25 protein-coding genes and 1 pseudogene are annotated in these 19,155 nt (G+C 66.6%); 9 read left to right on the top strand and 17 right to left on the bottom strand.

Features of this window, described 5'->3' with window-relative positions; translation table 11 throughout:
* Positions 1 to 6: 6 nt before the first annotated feature.
* From ACWEO7_RS20025 to ACWEO7_RS20010, 4 genes are all read right to left on the bottom strand, one after another.
* The gene (locus tag ACWEO7_RS20025) at positions 7 to 1,035 is read right to left on the bottom strand and encodes a HEAT repeat domain-containing protein (protein ID WP_452425135.1); all 1,029 of its coding nucleotides are present in this window, start codon (positions 1,033 to 1,035) and stop codon (positions 7 to 9) included.
* The gene (locus ACWEO7_RS20020; protein ID WP_452425142.1) at positions 1,029 to 1,706 is read right to left on the bottom strand and encodes a HEAT repeat domain-containing protein; all 678 of its coding nucleotides are present in this window, start codon (positions 1,704 to 1,706) and stop codon (positions 1,029 to 1,031) included. Before ACWEO7_RS20020 ends, ACWEO7_RS20025 begins: the two co-directional genes overlap by 7 nt.
* A 47-nt stretch (positions 1,707 to 1,753) precedes the next feature.
* Complete coding sequence (gene radC, locus ACWEO7_RS20015) at positions 1,754 to 2,425, bottom strand: RadC family protein (protein ID WP_450019319.1); 672 nt, start codon at positions 2,423 to 2,425, stop codon at positions 1,754 to 1,756.
* A 98-nt stretch (positions 2,426 to 2,523) separates the two neighbouring features.
* A complete protein-coding gene (locus ACWEO7_RS20010) occupies positions 2,524 to 2,997 on the bottom strand; it encodes a hypothetical protein (protein ID WP_452425134.1) in 474 nt (157 codons plus the stop codon).
* 75 nt (positions 2,998 to 3,072) lie between these two features.
* On the opposite strand from ACWEO7_RS20010, the gene ACWEO7_RS20005 reads away from it, so the two are divergent.
* Both ACWEO7_RS20005 and ACWEO7_RS20000 read left to right on the top strand, forming a co-directional pair.
* Complete coding sequence (locus ACWEO7_RS20005) at positions 3,073 to 3,657, top strand: helix-turn-helix domain-containing protein (protein WP_452425132.1); 585 nt, start codon at positions 3,073 to 3,075, stop codon at positions 3,655 to 3,657.
* A gap of 142 nt (positions 3,658 to 3,799) precedes the next feature.
* Positions 3,800 to 4,099 carry a DUF6881 domain-containing protein gene (locus tag ACWEO7_RS20000; RefSeq protein ID WP_452425130.1) on the top strand — a complete coding sequence of 100 codons (300 nt, stop codon included), beginning with the start codon at positions 3,800 to 3,802 and terminating at the stop codon, positions 4,097 to 4,099.
* A gap of 15 nt (positions 4,100 to 4,114) precedes the next feature.
* Here the strand turns inward: ACWEO7_RS20000 and ACWEO7_RS19995 are convergent, their stop codons facing one another.
* On the bottom strand, positions 4,115 to 4,312 hold the full coding sequence (locus ACWEO7_RS19995) for a type II toxin-antitoxin system VapB family antitoxin (protein WP_452425128.1): 198 nt from the start codon (positions 4,310 to 4,312) through the stop codon (positions 4,115 to 4,117).
* 107 nt (positions 4,313 to 4,419) lie between these two features.
* On the opposite strand from ACWEO7_RS19995, the gene ACWEO7_RS19990 reads away from it, so the two are divergent.
* Together ACWEO7_RS19990 and ACWEO7_RS19985 are read left to right on the top strand one after the other, a co-directional pair.
* Entirely contained in the window at positions 4,420 to 4,941 is a 522-nt protein-coding gene (locus ACWEO7_RS19990; protein ID WP_452425127.1) for a DUF4396 domain-containing protein, read from the top strand.
* A 128-nt stretch (positions 4,942 to 5,069) separates the two neighbouring features.
* Entirely contained in the window at positions 5,070 to 5,966 is an 897-nt protein-coding gene (locus ACWEO7_RS19985) for a phenylalanine 4-monooxygenase (protein WP_452425125.1), read from the top strand.
* A gap of 16 nt (positions 5,967 to 5,982) precedes the next feature.
* On the opposite strand, the gene ACWEO7_RS19980 is transcribed toward ACWEO7_RS19985, so the two are convergent.
* Positions 5,983 to 6,594 (bottom strand): TetR family transcriptional regulator, encoded by a 612-nt coding sequence (locus ACWEO7_RS19980; protein WP_452425124.1) that lies wholly within the window; start codon positions 6,592 to 6,594, stop codon positions 5,983 to 5,985.
* A complete protein-coding gene (locus tag ACWEO7_RS19975) occupies positions 6,584 to 8,098 on the bottom strand; it encodes an MFS transporter (RefSeq protein ID WP_452425122.1) in 1,515 nt (504 codons plus the stop codon). Before ACWEO7_RS19975 ends, ACWEO7_RS19980 begins: the two co-directional genes overlap by 11 nt.
* A 120-nt stretch (positions 8,099 to 8,218) precedes the next feature.
* On the opposite strand from ACWEO7_RS19975, the gene ACWEO7_RS19970 reads away from it, so the two are divergent.
* On the top strand, positions 8,219 to 9,520 hold the full coding sequence (locus ACWEO7_RS19970) for a D-alanyl-D-alanine carboxypeptidase family protein (protein ID WP_452425120.1): 1,302 nt from the start codon (positions 8,219 to 8,221) through the stop codon (positions 9,518 to 9,520).
* A gap of 4 nt (positions 9,521 to 9,524) precedes the next feature.
* Here the strand turns inward: ACWEO7_RS19970 and yhjD are convergent, their stop codons facing one another.
* The 3 genes from yhjD to ACWEO7_RS19955 all read right to left on the bottom strand — a co-directional run bounded on the left by yhjD (position 9,525) and on the right by ACWEO7_RS19955 (position 12,619).
* Positions 9,525 to 10,553: an inner membrane protein YhjD gene (yhjD, locus tag ACWEO7_RS19965; RefSeq protein ID WP_452425141.1), complete on the bottom strand. Its 1,029-nt coding sequence runs from the start codon at positions 10,551 to 10,553 to the stop codon at positions 9,525 to 9,527.
* An 80-nt stretch (positions 10,554 to 10,633) separates the two neighbouring features.
* Positions 10,634 to 11,665 carry a tryptophan--tRNA ligase gene (gene trpS / locus ACWEO7_RS19960; protein WP_452425118.1) on the bottom strand — a complete coding sequence of 344 codons (1,032 nt, stop codon included), beginning with the start codon at positions 11,663 to 11,665 and terminating at the stop codon, positions 10,634 to 10,636.
* 21 nt (positions 11,666 to 11,686) lie between these two features.
* A complete protein-coding gene (locus ACWEO7_RS19955) occupies positions 11,687 to 12,619 on the bottom strand; it encodes an oxygenase MpaB family protein (RefSeq protein WP_452425117.1) in 933 nt (310 codons plus the stop codon).
* 144 nt (positions 12,620 to 12,763) lie between these two features.
* Here ACWEO7_RS19955 and ACWEO7_RS19950 point away from each other — a divergent pair, with 144 nt between their 5' ends.
* On the top strand, positions 12,764 to 13,399 hold the full coding sequence (locus ACWEO7_RS19950) for a TetR/AcrR family transcriptional regulator (RefSeq protein WP_452425115.1): 636 nt from the start codon (positions 12,764 to 12,766) through the stop codon (positions 13,397 to 13,399).
* Positions 13,400 to 13,408: 9 nt separating this feature from the next.
* Here the strand turns inward: ACWEO7_RS19950 and ACWEO7_RS19945 are convergent, their stop codons facing one another.
* The 6 genes and pseudogenes from ACWEO7_RS19945 to ACWEO7_RS19920 form a co-directional block, all read right to left on the bottom strand.
* Positions 13,409 to 13,903 (bottom strand): barstar family protein, encoded by a 495-nt coding sequence (locus ACWEO7_RS19945; protein ID WP_450019343.1) that lies wholly within the window; start codon positions 13,901 to 13,903, stop codon positions 13,409 to 13,411.
* Positions 13,903 to 14,397 carry a ribonuclease domain-containing protein gene (locus tag ACWEO7_RS19940; RefSeq protein ID WP_452425114.1) on the bottom strand — a complete coding sequence of 165 codons (495 nt, stop codon included), beginning with the start codon at positions 14,395 to 14,397 and terminating at the stop codon, positions 13,903 to 13,905. The genes ACWEO7_RS19945 and ACWEO7_RS19940 overlap by 1 nt, the downstream gene beginning before the upstream one ends.
* A pseudogene (locus ACWEO7_RS19935) lies at positions 14,394 to 14,486 on the bottom strand (exodeoxyribonuclease III); the annotation flags it as partial. The gene ACWEO7_RS19940 and the pseudogene ACWEO7_RS19935, both read right to left, overlap by 4 nt.
* Positions 14,487 to 14,694: 208 nt before the next feature.
* Positions 14,695 to 14,937, bottom strand: coding sequence for a hypothetical protein (locus ACWEO7_RS19930; protein ID WP_452425113.1), 243 nt, complete (start codon positions 14,935 to 14,937; stop codon positions 14,695 to 14,697).
* A 118-nt stretch (positions 14,938 to 15,055) separates the two neighbouring features.
* Positions 15,056 to 15,517: a hypothetical protein gene (locus tag ACWEO7_RS19925; protein WP_452425112.1), complete on the bottom strand. Its 462-nt coding sequence runs from the start codon at positions 15,515 to 15,517 to the stop codon at positions 15,056 to 15,058.
* Positions 15,518 to 16,079: 562 nt separating this feature from the next.
* The gene (locus ACWEO7_RS19920) at positions 16,080 to 16,214 is read right to left on the bottom strand and encodes a hypothetical protein (protein ID WP_452425110.1); all 135 of its coding nucleotides are present in this window, start codon (positions 16,212 to 16,214) and stop codon (positions 16,080 to 16,082) included.
* 483 nt (positions 16,215 to 16,697) lie between these two features.
* Here ACWEO7_RS19920 and ACWEO7_RS19915 point away from each other — a divergent pair, with 483 nt between their 5' ends.
* The 3 genes from ACWEO7_RS19915 to ACWEO7_RS19905 are packed head-to-tail and all read left to right on the top strand — an operon-like array spanning position 16,698 to position 18,302.
* Positions 16,698 to 16,973 carry a hypothetical protein gene (locus ACWEO7_RS19915; protein WP_452425109.1) on the top strand — a complete coding sequence of 92 codons (276 nt, stop codon included), beginning with the start codon at positions 16,698 to 16,700 and terminating at the stop codon, positions 16,971 to 16,973.
* A complete protein-coding gene (locus ACWEO7_RS19910; RefSeq protein WP_379252062.1) occupies positions 16,954 to 17,463 on the top strand; it encodes a DUF6879 family protein in 510 nt (169 codons plus the stop codon). Before ACWEO7_RS19915 ends, ACWEO7_RS19910 begins: the two co-directional genes overlap by 20 nt.
* Positions 17,460 to 18,302, top strand: coding sequence for a helix-turn-helix domain-containing protein (locus ACWEO7_RS19905; RefSeq protein WP_452425108.1), 843 nt, complete (start codon positions 17,460 to 17,462; stop codon positions 18,300 to 18,302). Before ACWEO7_RS19910 ends, ACWEO7_RS19905 begins: the two co-directional genes overlap by 4 nt.
* On the opposite strand, the gene ACWEO7_RS19900 is transcribed toward ACWEO7_RS19905, so the two are convergent.
* A complete protein-coding gene (locus ACWEO7_RS19900) occupies positions 18,230 to 19,120 on the bottom strand; it encodes an exodeoxyribonuclease III (RefSeq protein WP_452425106.1) in 891 nt (296 codons plus the stop codon). The genes ACWEO7_RS19905 and ACWEO7_RS19900 overlap by 73 nt on opposite strands.
* Positions 19,121 to 19,155 lie beyond the last annotated feature (35 nt).

Genomic DNA, 19,155 nt, shown 5'->3' with positions numbered 1-19,155 from the left:
GATCGGTCAGGGTTGCCCCAGCTCCTCGCCCGGTCGTTCTACGAGCGTTTCCACGAGGGCCGAGGCGATGGCCGCCACGGCGCGATCCTCATCGCAGGACAGTTGCCGCAGGGTATCCAGCGCGATGGTCCCCGGCATTTCAGCGAGCGCCTGGGTCAGTCGGATTCGCACCGCCGAGTCCGTCGCATATGCGGTGAGCTGTTCGACCAGCGCACTTATGATCCGATCCGCCCACTCCGCGTCCTGCGCAAGCGTTCCCAAGAGTTCGGCCGCCTCGACGTCGTTCGGGCCTTCGACCACCGTGCCGACAAGCGCTGGCACGGCCCGGGTCACGCCGCGCCCACCCACGGCGAGAGCGGCGTGTCTGCGGACCGTCGTGTCCGGGTCCTCGAGCGCGTCCGTGAGCACCGCGGTCGCCTCGTCGCCCGGCAGCTCGGCGAGCGCGAAGACCGCGCGCCGCCGGACGTCGACGTCCTCGGAGCCCAGGCCGGATGCCACGCTCGCCACCCCGTCACCGCCGGCACGTGCCAGCGCCCACCGCAAAGCCCCGGCCACATACGGATCGGATTCGGTGAGCACCGCCTCGGCCAGCAGTTCGGCCGGCACCGCTACGTCCTCGGCCGGCGCCAGGACGGCCTGCTGCCGCCGGGCGGGGCTCTGCGAACCGAGTCCGTGCAGCAGTTCGATGATGCGCAGGACGTCTTGCCAGCCGGAGGGCTCGGCAGAATCGACCGTACGAAGCCGCTCCAGGAGTTCTCGCTCCCGGTCCAGTCGTTCTCCGGTCTTCCGAATGAGGTCTCCGACCAGCGCGGACGGGGTGAATGCGGCGTCATCGAGAGCGCGTCCGATCTGGCTCAGTGACAGCCCAAGGGAGCGCAGGCCCTCGACGTGGAAGATCCGCCGAATGTCTTCCGGCGAGTATTCCCGGTAACCGCCCACGGTACGGCCGGTCGGTCGGACCAGCCCGAGTGAGTCGTAGTGCCTGAGCATGCGGGCGCTCACTCCCGAGCGGCGCGCCACCTCACCGATCAGCACGCAGTCGTCTCCTCCCGATCCGGGCCGAGTGCGACGACCCGCCGTGCCTCATCGACGGCGAGGTCGAATCCGGCGTCCGGGTCGCGCAGGAGCCGTTCGGTGGCGCGCGCATGCGCCCGCACCGTTGGATCGGGATCAGCCATCGCTGTCCGGAGGACCGGCTCGACCACCTCCCCGAGCGCGACCAGAGCGCGGCTCAAGCTCAACCGTACCTCCCGGTCTCCCCGACCGAATTGCCTGGCCAGCTCCGCGCCCAGCCATTCGGTCGCTTCGTGGGGCACGAGAACGACGGCGGCACGCCAGGCACTTCGCGCGACTTCATCGTCGGCATCGTGGAGCGACGAACGCGCGATCGCCGGCCACGCGCTCGAATCGCCGATCTTGGACAGCGTGTGCAACGCTTGGCTCCTGGCCTGCGCACGCTCGGAACGCACCTCCGTGAGCAGTCTCGGCACTGTGAGCTCCGCCGGGAACCGAGTCAGCGCCCACGTGAGCATGTCCCGCACGAAGAAGTCCGGCTCGATCGCGGACCGCTCTACCAGGGCGTCGATGAAACCGGCTTCGGGATGCGTGCCTACCGCCAGCGCCGCCTGCAGCCGCGTCGACGAATTCGCGGCCGCCAATGCGTCGAGCAGCCGGGTGTGCTGTGTATTGCCGTGTGTCGAATTGATGGGGACCACCTCCGACAGCCAGTGAAGGCCTTCACACAGTGAGAAGGTCAAGCGAGTCTCGGTGCGCTCGTCCACCTCTCCCCCGCGATGACCACGTGGTCGAGGAAACGCAGGCCTACGGTGTGGGCGGCTTCGGTGAGGAGGGTTGTGGTGTGGCGGTCGTCGCGGCTGGGGGTGGGATCGCCGGAAGGGTGGTTGTGCACGATGGCGAAGGCGCGGCCGTCGTGGCGCAGGACGGTGTTCAGTATTTCCCGGACGGGGACGGCGACCTGGTCGACAGCGCCTTCGGCGACGAAGACCTTCTGGCGGAGGCGATTCTGGGCGTCGCAGATCAGGACGAGAAGACGCTCCACCCGGGCGCCCGCGAACAGCGGGAGGGCGGCGGCGGCCACGTCGGCGGGGCTGGTGAACCGGATCGACGTGTCCGGCCTGCCACGTGCTCGTGCGCCGAGGTGGAAGGCGGCGATGATCGCGGCGGCCTTCGCGACGCCGATGCCCGCCCGGCGCGACAACTCCTCCGGCCGCGCGGACGCCAGCCCGGCGAGCCCGCCGTGCTCGACCAGCAACTCCACCGCCAGATCCAGCGCGCTCGCACCGCGCCTGCCCTGGCGTAGCAGCAGAGCCAGCAACTCCGCATCGCTCAGCGCGTGCGGCCCGAGCGCCAGCAACCGCTCACGCGGCCGCTGCGTTACCGGCACATCGATCAGAGAGACCGCCATGACTCCCCCACCCCTCGGTCACGCCAACTGTGCCCGGCATTCTGCCAGGGGGTACCGACAGTCGCGCAGGTCCACAACACCACGGCTCGGAGGCATCGTTATCGGCGGCGGCGTTGACCGCTGCTTGGGACCGGCGCTTCGTCGGACGCCGGCGCATTGTCACCGAGCGCGATTCGCGAACAGGCTGTTATCAGGGCGGTCTCGGCGACGGCGCACAGTACCGCCACGGCGAATTGCCCGCCGGGTTCGGCGGTGACCAGGTCGAACCACATGTCCACCACGGCGATCCCGGCCACGGCGGCGGCACTGAGCCTGGCTCGCGAATCGTTGCGGCGCAGCAGGACACAGGTCGCGCCACAGCCCGCCGCGAGCAGCAGGTCAAGGCCCACCCATGCGGTCGACCAGTTCCGTACCTGCGCGGTGGCCGGGAGAGTGGCAGCGAGTATCCCGGCCCAGGGGAGCAGCGCGAACCCCGAGGCCGCGAGCATGCCGCGAGCCCTTCGGTAACTGTCGCGGGCATGTCGGTCGGTCGGTTCCCCGGCGCGTCGCGGGTGCGGTGCGGTCGTGATCATGCACTCCACAGTAGGATCGCAAATGAATCTCTGCAAACAAATTTTTGCAAAAAATCCTTTGTTAGGGTGAGTGACATGGCCGATCAGACTCCTAGGGAGACGCACAGCGCCGACGAGATGACCAGCGCCGAACGCACCGCGCTGTATCGCACCCTGGCCCATCCGCTGCGCAGCCAGATCCTCGACTACCTGGGCGGGCACGGCGAGGCGAATTCGGCCACCCTGGCCGAGGCGCTGCGTGAGAGCACCGGCACCACCAGCTATCACCTGCGCAAACTCGCCGAAATCGGGTTGATCGAGGAGATCGCGGAGCGCTCCACCGGCCGCGAACGATGGTGGCGTACGGTGCCGTTCAGCCACACGACACCGGACCCGGCCACCATGGAACCGGCCGAGCGCGCCGCGGTAGCCCACCTCGCCGCGCTCAAGTCCGGTCGCGATATCGACCTATACCTGCGCGCCACCAAGGAGTGGACCGGCCCGGCCGGGTGGGCCCAGGTGCACCGCAGCAATACATACCTGACCCATGAGCAGTGGATGGAGTTCATCGCCGAGTACGGCGCGCTGGTAGCGCGCTACTCGACCCATCGAGCCGATGCGACCGCAGGCGCGCGCCACATGCTGATCCGCTTCTTCGCCGCACCCGCCGAGGCGGAGTAGTCCGTCCCCGAAGGACGCGCCGCGGAGGCGGACGTCCAGCCGAGATGTCCCGACGCGGCACCGCCTGCCGAGTGCTAGCCCATATGCTGGCTGGTGTGCGGTTCGGTAGCCGAGTCAGTCGCGAGCTGGGGAGCTGATGGCGATGTGGTACCTGAAGGCGCAATGGCACCACGATTTCGAGGACGAGCCGGTCGAGTTGCTCAGCGAGATCGGCGACGACGGTTTCGAGGTGCGCAAAGTCGAGGTGTTCCGCGACGGGCACCGCGACTGGGCCGATTCGGGCCGTGGCACCGGCACGACCGAACTCGGGCAGATCCCGGTTCCGACGCCGGACGAACTGAGTGCGCAAACCGAGTTCACCGCGCTTCGAATCGACGCCGAGGAGTTCGACGAGATCTGGCAGCGCGCTCTCGAGGAGCGGCGGCCCACTTCTCCCAGATAACCGGTTCCAGAAGGCCTAGCGGTCCACCACCGCGACGTCCGGTAGCCCGACGAACATCTTCGCGGCGAGCCGCTGCAGATTGTGCAGCTGGCGCTCGTGCACGACGATCCGGCGCAAGGCCTCGTTGACGGTGGCGTCACTGGTCGACGTGCCCATGATGGCGGCGGCCGCGGCGAGCAGGTCCTGGTCGAGATCGATCCGCATGGATTTCATGCGCCCTCCTTCATACTTTCGCCATCTTGCGGCATAACGCCCGCTCATGTCCGGCAAATCGCGAACTCGGACTTGCGCAGATACCCTACGGGGGTATAGTTCCAGTCATGGAACACAGGCACCACCCGTCGGGCGAACACGTCTCCCACGCCGCACACGCCGGACAGCGCGGCGCGCACCACGGCCCCGCTACCTGGCGGATGGCGGCGATGGCGACCCTGCACTGCCTCACCGGCTGCGCCATCGGCGAAATCCTCGGCATGGTGATCGGCACCGCGCTGGGCTGGAACAACACCTCGACGATGGTGCTGGCCATCGTGCTGGCGTTCGTGTTCGGCTATGCGTTGACCATGCGCGGCGTGCTGCACGCGGGCCTGCCGTTGGCGGCCGCCGTCGGCACCGCGCTTGCCGCCGACACGGTGTCCATCACGGTGATGGAGATCGTGGACAACGCCGTGATCCTCGCCGTCCCCGGCGCGATGGACGCCCACCTGGACACGGTGCTGTTCTGGACCACCCTCGCCTTCGCCTTGGCGGTGGCCTTCGTGCTGACCACGCCGGTCAACAAGTGGATGATCGGACGCGGCAAAGGCCACGCGGTGGTGCATTCGTTGCACGGCGCGCACTGATCAGCACGCCGTCCGATCCCCGCCTTCGATTGTCAGGACGGCCGCGGGAAAGCCCGTTCAGCTAGGCAGATTGCTCAGCTGAACGGGCTTTTGTTGTCGGCGGGTGCCCGCGGTGCTTGCATCGAGTCATGTTCAGCGAGGCGCAGTTGTACTCGCCGGTGACCCGCACCGGCGACGGCGACGTGACCGTGCACCTGAGCGATGAGCACCCCGGTGTGCACGATCCGGAATATCGGGCCCGGCGCAATGCCATCGCCGCGCTGGCACTGGACCACGCGCCGGGAAAGCCGCTACCCCATATCGCCTACACCGACGAGGAGCAGCAGGTGTGGCGGATCGTGTCGGCCGAACTCGCGCGCAAACATCGCACCTATGCCAGCGCGGAGGTGTTGACGGCCGCCGAAGCGCTGTCGTTGCCCACCGACCACATCCCGCAATTGGACGAGGTGTCCGCGGCGCTCGCCCCGCTGACCGGATTCCGGTACGCACCGGCCGCCGGACTGGTGCCGCTGCGACAGTTCTTCGGCTCCTTCGCCGATCGGATCTTCCACTCCACGCAGTACATCCGGCATCATTCCGCACCGTTGTACACCCCGGAGCCGGATGCCATCCACGAGATCATCGGGCATGCCACCCAGATCGCCAGCCCGCGCTTCGCGGCGATCTACGCGACCGTCGGCGCGGCGGTGGCGCGCCTGAGCACCGATCGCGCGTTGAAATTCCTTGCCGACGTCTTCTGGTTCTCGATGGAATTCGGCGTCGTCCGGGAGCGCGGCGAGATTCGGTGCTACGGCGCGGGCCTGCTGTCGTCCTACGGCGAGATCGAGGAGTTCCGGCACGCCGAACTACGCCCGCTCGACATCGCCCGGATGGGTACCGCGACCTACGACATCACCCACTATCAGCCGACTCTCTACTGCGCGGACTCGATCGCCGAGATCGAGGACGTGATCGGCGGCTTCTTCGCGACCATGGACGACGACACGCCCGACCGTTTGCGGCAGGCCAGTCCCGCGGGCGCGTAACAGTACGGCCGGTGCTTCAGGACTCGCGCTTCGGCACGAGCGGCATGCCCGCGTCCAGGAAATCCAATGTGCGGGTGATGTTCTCGACGTTCAACGGCGTCATCGTCGCCATGCCGAGAGCCGCGCCCGCCATCGCGCCCGCCGCCACTCGCACCTCGAAGTCGTCGGCGGCCCGGCCGAGATGATCGGCCAGCAGGCTCGCGATGAGGTCGATGCTGCGGATGATCTCCAGACCGATGGCCGAGCGCAGCTCCGGCACGTGATAGAGCAGCGCCTGCCGCTCCTGCTCGAACGCCAGCTCGGCGGCGGCCAGATTGCCGAAGACCTCCAGCACCGCGTTACGAAATGCCGCCATCGGCCCGATGTCGCGCGGCTGACGCCGCAACGCCTCGATCATCGCCGGATCGAGGTCGTCGGCGAGCACCAGCTGTTCCTTGGTCGGGAAGTAGCGGAAGAAGGTACTCGGCGAGACATCGGCGGCCGCGGCGATCTGTTCGATCGTCGTCTCGTTGTAACCCTGCTCGCGGAACAGCCGGAAAGCCTCGAGGCGAATCGTCCGGCGGGTCCGTTCCTTCTTCCGCTCGCGCAGACCCTGCGCCGTCCCGCTCGCGGGTAGCTCAACCGACATGGATCGATTCTGCCGCACCCGGCTCCGGCGCCCGTGCGGGTTGCCGCGTGCGCACCAAGGTCGCCGTGAGTACCGCCGCCAGCACGCATATCGCGGCGCAGGCCCACAGCATCGCGCTCATGCCGCCGAGGAAGGCCACCTGCACCTGGTGCAGCATCGACGAATCGCCCAGCTTGCCCGCCGCGGCGACGCCCGCGTTCACGCCGTCGGAGACCGGCTCGCGGTTCAGCTCGCCCAGTTCCGACCGGTACCGGGTGGACAGCACGGTGCCGAGCACCGCGACGCCGATGGTGCCACCTGCTTGGCGCAGCGCCTGCAACAGCGCGGAACCGGACCCGGAGCGCTCGGCATCCAGATCACCCATCGCCATGCCCATGGCCGCGGGCATCACCACCCCCATACCGGCGCCGAGCAGCGTCAACCACAGGGCGGCGAAGCCGTAACCGCTGTCCACGGTGGTCAACGCCCCCAGCGCCAGCGAGCCGGCCAGCAGCGCGAATCCGGCGGCCACCACCACGCGCACGCCCAATTTCGGCAGCACTTTGTCGACCAGCCTGCTGCCGACCAGCAAACCGGCGATCAACGGGAGCAATCGCAGGCCGCTGCCGAGCGCGTCCACGCCGAGCACCGCTTGGAAGTACTGCGGAACGGTGAAGAACATGCCGAACATCGCGAAGTTCACCACGATCGAAAAGGCCGTCCCCCAGCGGAATCCGTCGGCGGCGAAGAGCCCGAGATCGACCAGCGGATGCGTGGTCCTGCGCTGCCAGACCAGGAACGCGCCGAGCAGCAGCACACCGGCCGCGATGATCGCCCAGGCCGGGCCGTCGCCCCAGCCTTTCTCGCCGATCCTGATGAAGCCGTAGGTGAGCCCGAGCATGCCAGCGGCGGACAGCGCGACGCCGGGCAGATCGATCCGGAAGCGCTGCGCGCTGCGCGATTCGGGCACCAACGCGGCGACGGCGCACGCACCGATCACGACCATCGGCACGTTGATCAGGAACACCGAACCCCACCAGAAGTTCCGCAGCAACCAACCTCCCACGATCGGGCCCAACGGTAGGCCGATCGCGGTGGAGGTGATCCAGATGGTAAGCGCCCGCTGGAGCTCCGCCGGTTCGGGGAACATCGCGGGCAGCACCGACATCGACAGCGGCATCATCGCCGCGGCCGCGATGCCGAGCACGACGCGCGCCGCGACGAGTTCGCCGGGCGAGGTGGCCACGGCGCACGCGATGGACGCCACACCGAACAGCACCAGCGCGGCGAGCAGGAACTTCTTGCGGCCGTAGCGATCGCCGAGCGCGCCCGCGGGCAGCATCACGGCGGCCAGCGCCAGCGTGTAGGCGCTGCTGAACCATTGCAGCGCGGCGGTATTCGCATTCAGGTCGACGGCGAGCGTGGGCAGCGCCACGGTCAGCACGGTGACATCGAGCCCGATCGTCAGCATCGCCACGGCCAGCGCGCCGAGGGCGAACCAGCGACGGGACGAGTCGTTCTTCATGACGCCTCCAGAAATGGTAGCTACATCTTTTTGATAGTAGCTCTCACTTAGTAGATACTGTCAATACCGTCGCGGGGATGGACTGCCCCATCACCGGACCGCTCGCTAGGCTCATCGGCGATGAAGATCACTCGCCGTGCCTTGCTCTGCGCAGGCGCCGTCCTCGCCGTCGCCGCGATCGGAGCGACGGCCGCGCCGTCTCTTGCGGCACCGAGCACCACCACCCCGTTCACCACCCCGAACACCGACGGGTGCCCGCAGAAGACATCGCCGCCCGCACCGATCGACACCTCCGAAGTGCCCGCGCCCGGACAGCCGACTCCTACGCCTTTGTCGATCCCTTCCCCGCCGATCGGGGGAACCCGCCTCGGCGAGTGCGGAGTCGTACTTCCCAAAGCCGCGCCGCCCGCTCCGCAGGACATTTCGGCGACGGCCTGGCTGGTGGCGGATCTGGATACCGGAGAGGTGCTGGCCGCGAAGGACCCGCACGGTCGCTACCGCCCCGCGAGCACGATCAAGGTGCTGCTGGCCACGCTGGCGCTGCGCACACTGAATCTCGACAAGGTGGTCGTCGGCACGCAGGCCGACGCCAACGCCGACGGCACCCGGGTCGGCATCGGCCCCGGCGGCCGTTACACCAATCGGCAGCTCATGCAGGCGTTGATCATGGCTTCGGGCAACGACGCGGCGCATGCCATCGCGGCGCAGCTCGGCGGCGACGCCGCGACCGTGGCGAAGATGAACGACCTGGCGAAGTCGTTGCGCGCCATGGATACTCGCACGGCCACTCCGTCCGGGCTGGACGGCCCCGGCATGAGCACCTCGGCCTACGACCTCGCCGTGCTGTTCCGTGAGGCCATGACCGTCCCGCTGTTCGCCGAGCTGATCCACACCGAGCAGGTCGACTTCCCCGGCTACCCCGCCGACCCGGCCGTTCCGGGCGACACCGACCGCCCCGGCTACCCGATCGGCAACGACAACCAGCTGCTCTACAACTACGACGGCGCCCTCGGCGGCAAGACCGGCTTCACCGATGACGCGCGCCAGACCTTCGTCGCCGCCGCCCAGCGGGGCGGCCGCAGGCTCGCCGTCACTCTCCTCAAGGCCGACGTGCAGCCGGTGCGCCCGTGGGAGCAGGCCGCCCGCCTGCTCGACTACGGATTCGCGCTGCCCCGCGGCGCCGCGATCGGCAATCTGCCCGGCGCGGTGGTACCCCAGCGCGACCAGAGCGGAGCCACCCTCGCCGCGCCGCCCACATCGGGAAACGACCCGGCGATGTCCTCGTCGCCGGGCAGCGACCCCTCCGCCATGCCACACACCGGAGATCGCCGCACGGGCGCGCGAACCGTGCTGATCATCGGCGGTGTCCTCGTGATCGCCGCGCTCGTCCTGGGGGCACGGCGGGCCACCCGGCGACGCTGATCGATCACCGCCGGTCCGACCTGCGCAATCCGGAAAGAGTCAGGGCGGCAAGCGCGCCCGCGCCGAAGAAGGCCGCGCCCACCCCCATCGAGACGTCACGCGCACCGACCCGCGGCGCAATCACGGCCGGCCCGGGGGCGGGAATCTCGGCTTCCGGCTCGTTCTCCGCGGCGGTGGCGGCCCAGGCCGTGGCGAACAGGACGATGCGGTAGGTGACGTAAGTGAACACCATCAGACCGATGATCGAGCCGAAGGTGGCGCCCGCCGGGCTGCTGAGCACCGATTGCAGGTAGATCGAGGCGACGATCTTGAACACCTCGAAGACCAGCGCGGCCAGACCGGCCGCCTTGGCGGCACTGGCCAGCGTCACCGGTTCCCGGGGCAACCGTGCGATGACCCAGGCGAACACCGCCCAGGAGGCGAGGAACCCGAGCGCGATCGACAACAGCGACAACAGCAGGTCCGCGCCCGGCAATTCGCCGAGGCCCAGATTGGCCAGCAGTTGACTGCCGAGCGAGCTCGACGCCAAGGCCGACAACCCCAGCGAGACCGCGAACGCGAGGCCGAGACCGACCAGCGCACCCAGATCGGAGAGCTTGGTCATCAGCCAGTTGCCGTCCGGAGACTTCTGGTCCCATTGCTCGGTGAGCGCGGCGCGCAGGTTGGCCATCCAGCCGAGGCCGCTGTAGACGCCGGTGATCAGGCCCAGCGCGCCGACCGTGCGCCGGGAGTCGACCGCCTGATCGATCAAATCGTTCAGCTGGGTGCCGAACGAGCCGGGAATGTTCTCGACGATCTTGGCCTGCAACTCCCCGAGCAGATCAGGATGGCTGGACAAGATCACGCCCGCGACCGCGAAAGCGATCATGAGCAGCGGAAACAACGAGAGCACAGTGAAATACGTGATGCCCGCCGCGTAGTAGTCGCCCCGCTGCCGCTGATAGCGTCCCGCCGCGCGAACCAGATGGTCCAGCCACGGCTGCGCCTGGATCCGGCGTTGGATCCCGGCTTTGACGTTGTCGATCACATGCACCATTCGCCCCTTCGACCGAGAGACCTCGCACCGGTGATACCCGGTCGGGCGAACGGCAACCGCCCAGACGAGCGGCCCGCCTAGCGACTCAGCAAGCCGACCCGGTCGTAGACCTGCGCGAGGGTGTTGCCTGCGATCTCTCGCGCACGCTCGGCGCCGGCCGCGAGTATGCGGTCGAGTTCACCCTGATCCGACATGTACTCTTGCACCTTGGCCTGCAACGGCGTCACGAATTCGACCAGCGCGTCGGCCACGTCGGCTTTCAGCTCGCCGTAACCCTTACCCTCGAAATCCTTTTCCAAGGTGACGATCGGCGCACCGGTCAGCGAACTCAGGATCACCAACAGGTTGCTGACGCCCGGCTTGAGTTCCGGGTCGTAGCGGATCTCGCGTTCGGTGTCGGTGACCGCGGATTTCACCTTCTTCGCGGTGACCTTCGGGTCGTCGAGCAGGTTGATCAGACCCGCGTCGGTGGAGGCCGACTTGCTCATCTTCGCGGTCGGGTCCTGCAGGTCGTAGATCTTCGCCGTGCCCTTGACGATGTGCGCCTCCGGCACCACGAACGTCTTCTTGAACCGAGTGTTGAAGCGCTGAGCCAGGTTACGGGTCAGTTCCAAGTGCTGACGCTGGTCCTCGCCGACGGGCACCTGATGGGCGCGGTAGAGCAGGATGTCCGCGGCCATCAGTATCGGGTAGGTGAACAGGCCGACGGTCGCGTTCTCCGCGCCCTGCTTCACCGACTTGTCCTTGAACTGGGTCATCCGGCTGGCCTCGCCGAAACCGGTGAGACAGCTGAGCACCCAGGTCAGCTCGGCGTGCTCGGGTACCTGGCTCTGCACGAACAGGGTCGACTTCTTCGGGTCGATGCCCAGCGCGAGCAGCTGAGCGGCGGCGGCCTTGGTGCGGAGCTTCAGCTCCTTGGGGTCCTGCGGCACCGTGATCGCGTGCATGTTCGGGATGAAATACAGCGCGTCGTAGTCGTCCTGCATGGTCACCCAGTACTGCAGCGCGCCAAGGTAGTTGCCTAGATGGAACGAGGAGCTGGTCGGCTGGATCCCGGACAGAACCCGCTGTTTGCGTTCGGCGGCCGGGCTGGGCGCAGGACTCGACATACTCCGATTTTCGCATGCGGCTCAAGCCGAATTTCGCTGCACCCAGTTGCGCGGGTCCACCCCGGGCATGCTCGGCCGTCCGCCGCTGACCAGTTCGTGTTCCCGCTTGGACAGCATCTGGTAGACCGGCGCGCTCGGCCCGGCGAGCGTGCCACGCAGCACCGGGGGCACCAGCGGAAACGACACGTGCGCGGTGCGGACCGCTCGGGACAGTCCCTGGTAGGCGACCTCCTCCGCCACACCCCAGCGCATCCCGTACATCCGGCGGATGCGTGTCGGCAGGCTACCCTGCACCAGCAGGTAGAACGCGGAGGTGACCTGCTGCAACGGCACACCCTGCGAGTAGGGGACGCGCTGTCCGGCCAGGTAGGAGCCGACCAGCCGCGCCTCGTCGGTGAGGAACAGTTCGTCGGAGGCGAGGTAGCCGTCGAAGAAGGCACGAAACTCCGGATAGCTGGCGGGCGCCGCGTCCGCGGGCATGCCGAACAGCTCGCCCCAGCGCACGTAGTCCTGGTAGAGCCCTTCGCGCTCACCGTCGGTCATGGTGCGCACCAGCAGGTCGTACATCACCTCGGCCGAGTCGAACGTGAAGGCCATGGTCATGAACATGAGGTGCGGGTCGAGCGCGGAGTATCCCGTCCCCGCCGGGTGCTGGTCGCCGGCGTCCTCCGGCAGCGTCCCACGTACCTTGACGTGCCGTTTCCTGGTGAACGCCAGCGCGCGGTCGGCCTCGGCTCTGCTACCGAGGAACACCGCCTCGAACAGGCGGCCGGTCAGCGCCAGCCGCGTGTAGGGGGTCATGCGGTGCTCGGTGTTCTCCGCCGTGCCGACAAAGAGCAGTGGGTGCACGGCCCCGATCACCAGCGCGCGCAAGCCGTAGGTCAGTCCCACCGCCCGCTTGCTCATCACCCGCCGGACCATCGAGTGGTCACTGAAATAGCCGGGCTCGGACATCGCCGCCTCCTCATCGAGCACATCTGGCAATAGCATCCACCAGAACCGGCCTTTCTGGCAATACTCCATGCCAGAATGTTGCGCGCGGGTCGATCGGGCGCCAACCAAGGCGTCGGTGTTCAGCGGACCTGTAAGAATCGAAGGGTGACGGCGCAGCGGACTTACGGGGGCATCTCCGCCGAGGAGCGCCGGGCGCAGCGGCGTGCGGCGTTGCTGGAGGCCGCGCTGGAGATCATCGGCACGGAGGGGCTGGGCAAACTGACCGTGTCGGGGTTGTGCGCGCGGGCGGGTCTCAACGAGCGGTACTACTACGAGAACTTCGACAGCCGCGACGCCGTGCTCACCGCCCTGATCGACGGGATCGCCGCGGAACTGGCGGTGGCCATCCTCGCGGCCGTGCGCACCGCCGCGCCGGACACGCGCGCGACCGCGCACGCCGCGATCACCGCGGGCGTGCACCTGCTCACCGATGACCCTCGCAAGGCGAAAGCCGCCCTCATCGCGGGCATGGCGACGCCGGAACTGCGCGCCCGCACCACCGAGACGGTGCGAGCGTTCGCGCGGATGGTGGCCACCGAGGGCACGGACTTCTACCGGATCCCGGATTCCGGCCCGGCCACGGCGGTCGACTTCCGGGCCCTCTACCTGGTCGGGGGGCTGGTGCAGACGCTGACCGCCTGGCTCCAAGGCGACCTGGATCTCACGCGCGACGAATTGATCGAGCAGACAGTCGACGTGTTCGTCCTGCTCGGCGAGGACATGGCCGGCAAACTGCGGTAACAGCCCTGGTCACAGGCGCAGGGACACGTCCTGCAGATCGGGCGCGTCGCCTTGCAGGACGACCCGGAAGAGCACGTCCCGCCGCGACCAGTAGGCCGCGCAATCGCGCATGGCCTCGGCGAACCAGTCACGCTCGACGGGCTCGTCGGCGAGCAATCCGGCCGAGTCGCGCACCACGGCAACGTATCCGGCCCCTTCGCCGACGAAATCGTCCAGATCACGCAGGCACTCGTCGAACGCGTCCTTGTTCTCCCCGAAGTAGTACGGAAACTGGAACGCGGCGGCGAACTCGTCGAACAGGCGCGCGGTGGTGGGCATCTTCGCGCCGCGCAGTTCACGCACCAGGTAGCCCGTGGGCGCTTTGTCCCGCACCCCGCTGAATTCGGCGGCGTCCACCGCGAGCGTGCCGAACGTGACACGCGGCGGGGCGAGTGCGGCGCTGGACGGCGCGTCGGCGGCGTCGGAGCGGGCAAGGAACTGCGACAGCGTGACGGTCTTTGTCATCAGCGCATCCTCGTGAAGGTCTTGTAGTGGTCGCCGGTGTACCAGGCCGAACCGTCGCTACCGGTGACGATGCGTTCGGCGTCGCGGGATCGGCCGGACTGCTTGGGATTGACGTCCCATTCCTGATAGGTGATCGGCTTACCGGAGCCGTCGGCGGCGGGCAGGTTCCCGCCGCGGTTCTGCCATCGCTCGCCCCCTTTGGTGCCGGGGGCGTTCGCCGAGGCGGGCCACCGGCCGGCGTCGATCTCCCGCAGCGTGACGTATGCGCGCTCCGGGACACCGGACGCCTGATCGACCGGCGACGCGCTGTCCGCACCGCGTGGCGCGGCGGCGGTCGGGGTTACCGCGCTCGTCGCGACGGTGGTCGCGCGACTCTCCGGGGTAGATGTGGTGGTAGCGCCACCGTCGTACAGCGCGAGCACCGCGGCGAGCACCACCAGGGCCACCGCGACCAGCAGACCGACACCGCGCTTGATCGGTCGCGCCCGGTTCATCGGTACTGCACCGTGACGGGCGCGTGGCCCGACCAGCGTTGATCGAAGGTGGCGGCGCGCCCCACCACCGCGTCCTCGGCTCGGGTGGCCGGACCGCCTCGGGCGAGGTGATGGTCGACGCGCCATCGGATCGACTCGGTGAGCAGATGCAGATAAGGAACCGAAATGTAGACCCCGTTACGCGCCTTGCCGGTAGCGCGGCTATCCGTCATGACTGACGAATGTACGTCACCTGCCCGGCGTCTAGAGCACGGACGCAACACCGTCCAAGCTCGTGGAGGAACTGAAGTAAGGACATCACTCGTCCGGCGTGTACTCGGCGTATCGCCCCGACTTGGGAAAGGTGACTACCGCCAACTCTTCCGCAGCTTTGAACAGTGCGGCTATGGCCCGGTGGTCGGGACCGAGATACGGGTTCACTTCCTCGGCAATTTTCTGCAACTGATCACGGACCACCACCGAAAGCTCTCGAGGCAGCTTTCCGGGGAACTCCGGCGGGTTATCAGGATCTATCGGGTACTCGCCCGGTTCGGGTGTCACGACTCTGGCTCCTTCAGAATCGGGCAGTGCTGATTTCGATGTCAGTCCGGACTTGAAAGATTTTCGGCGTGTACTCGGCGTACCGCCCCGACGACTTGGGAAGGATTGCTGAAGCCTGCTAGCGCTCGGAAGGATAGAACCCGGTCTCTCCCGACCCGATGCCGGGTGCACGGGTATGCGGTTTGCGGATTCCGCCTCCGATGACAGCTACCAGGTCCTCATCGTCGCTTAGAGTCATAGCGTAGAAACGCTTACCGAAATGACTCTCGGTCTCCTCAGCCGAAACGGTCACCTGTCGGTGTGACGTTTCGATCTCGATACTTGGATAATCGTCCGGGAAACGGACACCTACGAAAGTTGGAAACCCGTCCGATGTTCCCACCCAGAAGTGCGGCCCTTCCGGCTCAGGCACATCGTCCAGTTCGCCTATGCCGCCGGAGTGCATCCGGCCCGATTCGTCACGGGCTTCTACCAACGTCCATCCCGTAGCCTCCGGATGGACCCATACACGCCATGTGTAGCCGCCCTGGGAGCGCTCGGCCGTGACCGGAGTCCAGCCTTGCTCTGCGAGTGTCGTCATGAGTGAATTCTTACACACGGGATTCCGGGAATGGTGACCCTTCCGGCCGGGTCCCACCAACCAGCACACAGCAACGTACCGTCAAGAAACCCACCTGTAGGCCCGTACGAATCTCGGGCTACGCCGGGCCTCAGCGGTCCCCGAAATACATGCTCGCTGTAATGCTTCTCGGCATTACGCGGGTTGCTATTCGGTGGGACGATCAGATAATACGCCTGTAGGTTTCCGCTGTGTCCATTATCGACGGCTAGCGTTGTGGCAGTCTTGTACACGGTTAGCCCTTCCCCCTGCACATAAATCGTGGCTGGTCCGTCTTGCCTCTCGGCATTAGCGTGAGCCGGACCCGTGCCGACCGTAAGCGCCGGACTCATGCCGATCAGCACGGCCGCAGAGATAAGCTCAATAATGGTCTTCAACGGTTATCCCCCGATTTCGATGTCAGGCCGGACATAACTCGCTCCAAAAGTTCCGGCGCTTGAGGCTCCCACTCGTCAAACGTAGAGAGAAGAAATAGGCCCGATCTCGTACCGGGATCACGTTCCGGAAGATCCTCGCCAGTCATCTAGATATCGCCTTCGCGTTCGATCCGTTCGCGGATCGCGTCTACGGTCCGTTCCTTCGGAATCCGTTCCGGCCAGAACACCACAGCGAAGAACGCGACCAGAGGGACAGCGAACGCCACGAACAACCCCATCACGCGGGCTCCGTCTCGTCGTCCGCCGATCCGAGTTGTTCCGCTTCACCAGGGCCGAACGCCCGAGCGTCGGTACACGACTGCCGGGGGTGGTGGAACTCGACATACACGCCCGGCTCTGCGTCGTCGGTGTCGTTCCACCGTTCGAACACACCACCAGGGAACGGGTAAAGCTCTGTGCGCCTGCGTTGTTGGTCTCCGTCTGCGGTCATTTCAACCCCCTGTAGTAGGCCAGTGGTAGGCACCCCGTGACCGGTTCGCGGCACATGTCACGGGGGCCGACTCCGACGCTACGAACCGTCTACCGGCCAGGTCCACAATCATGCTCAACCGTGCACGAGCCAAATATTTGCAGTGCATAACCCACATCGCTGAGCCAGAATCGGTTCTGTACGTGCAATCTCGTGCACGACACGATCCGGAGGTACACAGATGCCGTTACGTTTCCTAGGCAAAGGCGGAAGCACCAACAACGGATGCCCTACCTTGCTGGCGAACGACCCCGCCGGGTACGTCGTCCAAGCATGGAAGACAGACCGGGCCGATACCGTCGAGTTGCCACACCTGCTACTCGGTTTCCTGGAACCGGATACGTTCATCGGTGCGACGTTGACCGACACCGGCCGAGGAACATTTCGGCTCACTGGTCGGCCGGTCACCGAACCAGAACTACTCGCACAGCTCGACATTGCCGACGACGAAGCCGCTATCGAGGTTCCGAAGCTAGAAAGGACGTTCTACGGTGCTGCTAGTGCCCGATGAAGGGTTCCCGGACCTACTCCGGACCTGCAAGCGGGAAGCATTTCACCTCGAAGTGCTCGACTCGTACGCCGAACCGAACGAGCATGAACCGTTCCGGCGGTTCCTGGCAGACGAGCCGGATGACTACGCATGGTTCCAGCCGTGGACCGAGCTGATACAGGAGACGGCCAGCCGGGGCGTAGCGGTCACACGGGTACGAATCGTTACCGAACCGCACACCGACTACACCCGGTTCGCGCTTGCCGTGGCAGCGCTCAACGTACGGGCAGGCGAAGACATTCGATATCTTCCCCGGCATCATGCCGGGGAAGTCCCTTCGGATGACTACTGGCTACTTGATGACGAAACAGTGGTCTTCTCAGCGTTCGGGGAGTCCGGAGGTTGGTCTGGTGCGGTAACCACCGACCCGTACATTGCCGCGTACTGTCGCGGCCTCCGAGCCCGGTTCTGGTCTCTCGGCACCCCGTTTCCGGAGTACGTCACACAGTGACCGATTCAGTTGACCAGCAGCGCGAATATCTCGGGGCGCAACTCCGGGGTATTCGTGTTGCCGCTGGGTTCTCCGGCGCTGAGTTGGCACGCCGTAGCGGATGGGACGCAAGCAAGGTTTCAAAGATCGAATATGGCCGGATACGGCCGTCTCTAGAGGACATCTCGGCGTACTGCCGACACTGCAACGCGGATGATCAACTAGCCGACCTCCACGCGGCACGGCAGAGCATAGATACCGCGTACCTCGAATGGCGGAAGATTCTCGGCACCGGAACAAAGCGCAGACAGCAAGCGTCGATCAAGTGGGAATCCGAAGCTCGGATCATCCGATCGTTCGAACCGGTCTTAATTCCCGGTCTCCTACAGACCGCCGACTACGCGGCGGGCATCCTGCGGAAGGTAATCGAGTTCCAGCAGATTCCGAACGATCTGGACGCGGGGGTATCCAAGCGGATGCAGCGGCAACAAGTCTTGTATCAGCGGGATCACTTGTTCCACTTCGTCATTGGTGAACAAGCGTTGTACACCACCGTTGGCGACGGTCAGACGATGGTCGGCCAGCTCGACCGGCTCTTAGCAGTCCAAGGTATGCCACGTGTGACGCTCGGAATCGTGCCGAAGCTGGCACCGTTCGAGACAGCTACCACGTCGTTTCTGATGTTCGATTCGAGCCGCGTCCTGGTCGAAAACATCACGGCAGAGCTATCGATCACTCAGCCGCGAGAGATTGCGGTGTATCACCGGACGTTTGATGTTCTGGCCGGTCAGTCCGTGACCGGCGAAGCAGCACGGGAGCTGATCCGCAACGCGCTGGACGACCGTACGCCCCGACCATGACCATGTAGGGGGTATTCGCTGGTCAGCGGTGCGGGAACCTTCTCCGCGAACTCCACCGTGACCGGAGCATGGTCGGACCAACGCTCGGCGTACGTCGCCGCGCGCTCCACCCGTGCCGACACCGCGCGGGATGCGATGCCCGCTCTCGCGTAAACCGCGTCGATGCGCCAGCCGCTGTCGTTGTCGAACGCGCGGCCCCGGTAGGACCACCAGCTGTACGGACCGTCGACCTCGGGATGCAGGTGGCGCACCACGTCGACGTATCCCGCGGCCAGTAGCTCATCGATCCACGCCCGCTCCTGCGGCAGGAACCCGGCCGACTTCAGATTGCCCTTCCAGTTCTTCAGATCACGCTCGGTGTGGGCGATGTTCCAGTCCCCGGCGACCACGAAATCACCGGCTCGCGCGGCGAGGTGGGCGCCGAGTTCGGCCATGAAGCGATACTTCTCGTCTTGACGCACCGTGCCCGCGTCACCGGAGTGCACATAGACGCTGGCCACGGTGACATCGTCGAAATCGGCCTCGAGATAGCGGCCCGCCGCCGCGAACTCACCGCTGCCGAAGCCGACTCGCACGGCGCTGGGCGCCCGCCGGGACAGGATGCCGACACCGGCGCGGCCCTTGGACTCCGGTTCGGCGTGCGACAGCTGCCATCCCGCGTCCAGCGCGGGCGCCAGCGCGGCCCGGACCTGCTCGTCGGTGGCGCGAGTCTCCTGCACGCAGACGATGTCCGCCTCGGTGGCCGCGAGCCAGGCGAGCAGCCCCTTGCCCGCGGCCGCGCGGACACCGTTCACGTTCACTGTCGAGATATACGGCACACCACGACCGTACAATGCTGGTCAGATGAAGTCCC

This window comes from Nocardia sp. NPDC004260, from assembly GCF_053603155.1.
This window is presented reverse-complemented; position numbering and strand designations above follow the sequence as displayed.

Coding starts and splice junctions, on each gene's coding strand:
- radC (WP_450019319.1), bottom strand. CDS start 2,425: ATGGCGGTCTCTCTGATCGATGTGCCGGTAACGCAGCGGCCGCGTGAG.
- ACWEO7_RS20010 (WP_452425134.1), bottom strand. CDS start 2,997: ATGATCACGACCGCACCGCACCCGCGACGCGCCGGGGAACCGACCGAC.
- ACWEO7_RS20005 (WP_452425132.1), top strand. CDS start 3,073: ATGGCCGATCAGACTCCTAGGGAGACGCACAGCGCCGACGAGATGACC.
- ACWEO7_RS20000 (WP_452425130.1), top strand. CDS start 3,800: ATGTGGTACCTGAAGGCGCAATGGCACCACGATTTCGAGGACGAGCCG.
- ACWEO7_RS19995 (WP_452425128.1), bottom strand. CDS start 4,312: ATGAAATCCATGCGGATCGATCTCGACCAGGACCTGCTCGCCGCGGCC.
- ACWEO7_RS19990 (WP_452425127.1), top strand. CDS start 4,420: ATGGAACACAGGCACCACCCGTCGGGCGAACACGTCTCCCACGCCGCA.
- ACWEO7_RS19985 (WP_452425125.1), top strand. CDS start 5,070: ATGTTCAGCGAGGCGCAGTTGTACTCGCCGGTGACCCGCACCGGCGAC.
- ACWEO7_RS19980 (WP_452425124.1), bottom strand. CDS start 6,594: ATGTCGGTTGAGCTACCCGCGAGCGGGACGGCGCAGGGTCTGCGCGAG.
- ACWEO7_RS19975 (WP_452425122.1), bottom strand. CDS start 8,098: ATGAAGAACGACTCGTCCCGTCGCTGGTTCGCCCTCGGCGCGCTGGCC.
- ACWEO7_RS19970 (WP_452425120.1), top strand. CDS start 8,219: ATGAAGATCACTCGCCGTGCCTTGCTCTGCGCAGGCGCCGTCCTCGCC.
- trpS (WP_452425118.1), bottom strand. CDS start 11,665: ATGTCGAGTCCTGCGCCCAGCCCGGCCGCCGAACGCAAACAGCGGGTT.
- ACWEO7_RS19955 (WP_452425117.1), bottom strand. CDS start 12,619: ATGTCCGAGCCCGGCTATTTCAGTGACCACTCGATGGTCCGGCGGGTG.
- ACWEO7_RS19945 (WP_450019343.1), bottom strand. CDS start 13,903: ATGACAAAGACCGTCACGCTGTCGCAGTTCCTTGCCCGCTCCGACGCC.
- ACWEO7_RS19940 (WP_452425114.1), bottom strand. CDS start 14,397: ATGAACCGGGCGCGACCGATCAAGCGCGGTGTCGGTCTGCTGGTCGCG.
- ACWEO7_RS19925 (WP_452425112.1), bottom strand. CDS start 15,517: ATGACGACACTCGCAGAGCAAGGCTGGACTCCGGTCACGGCCGAGCGC.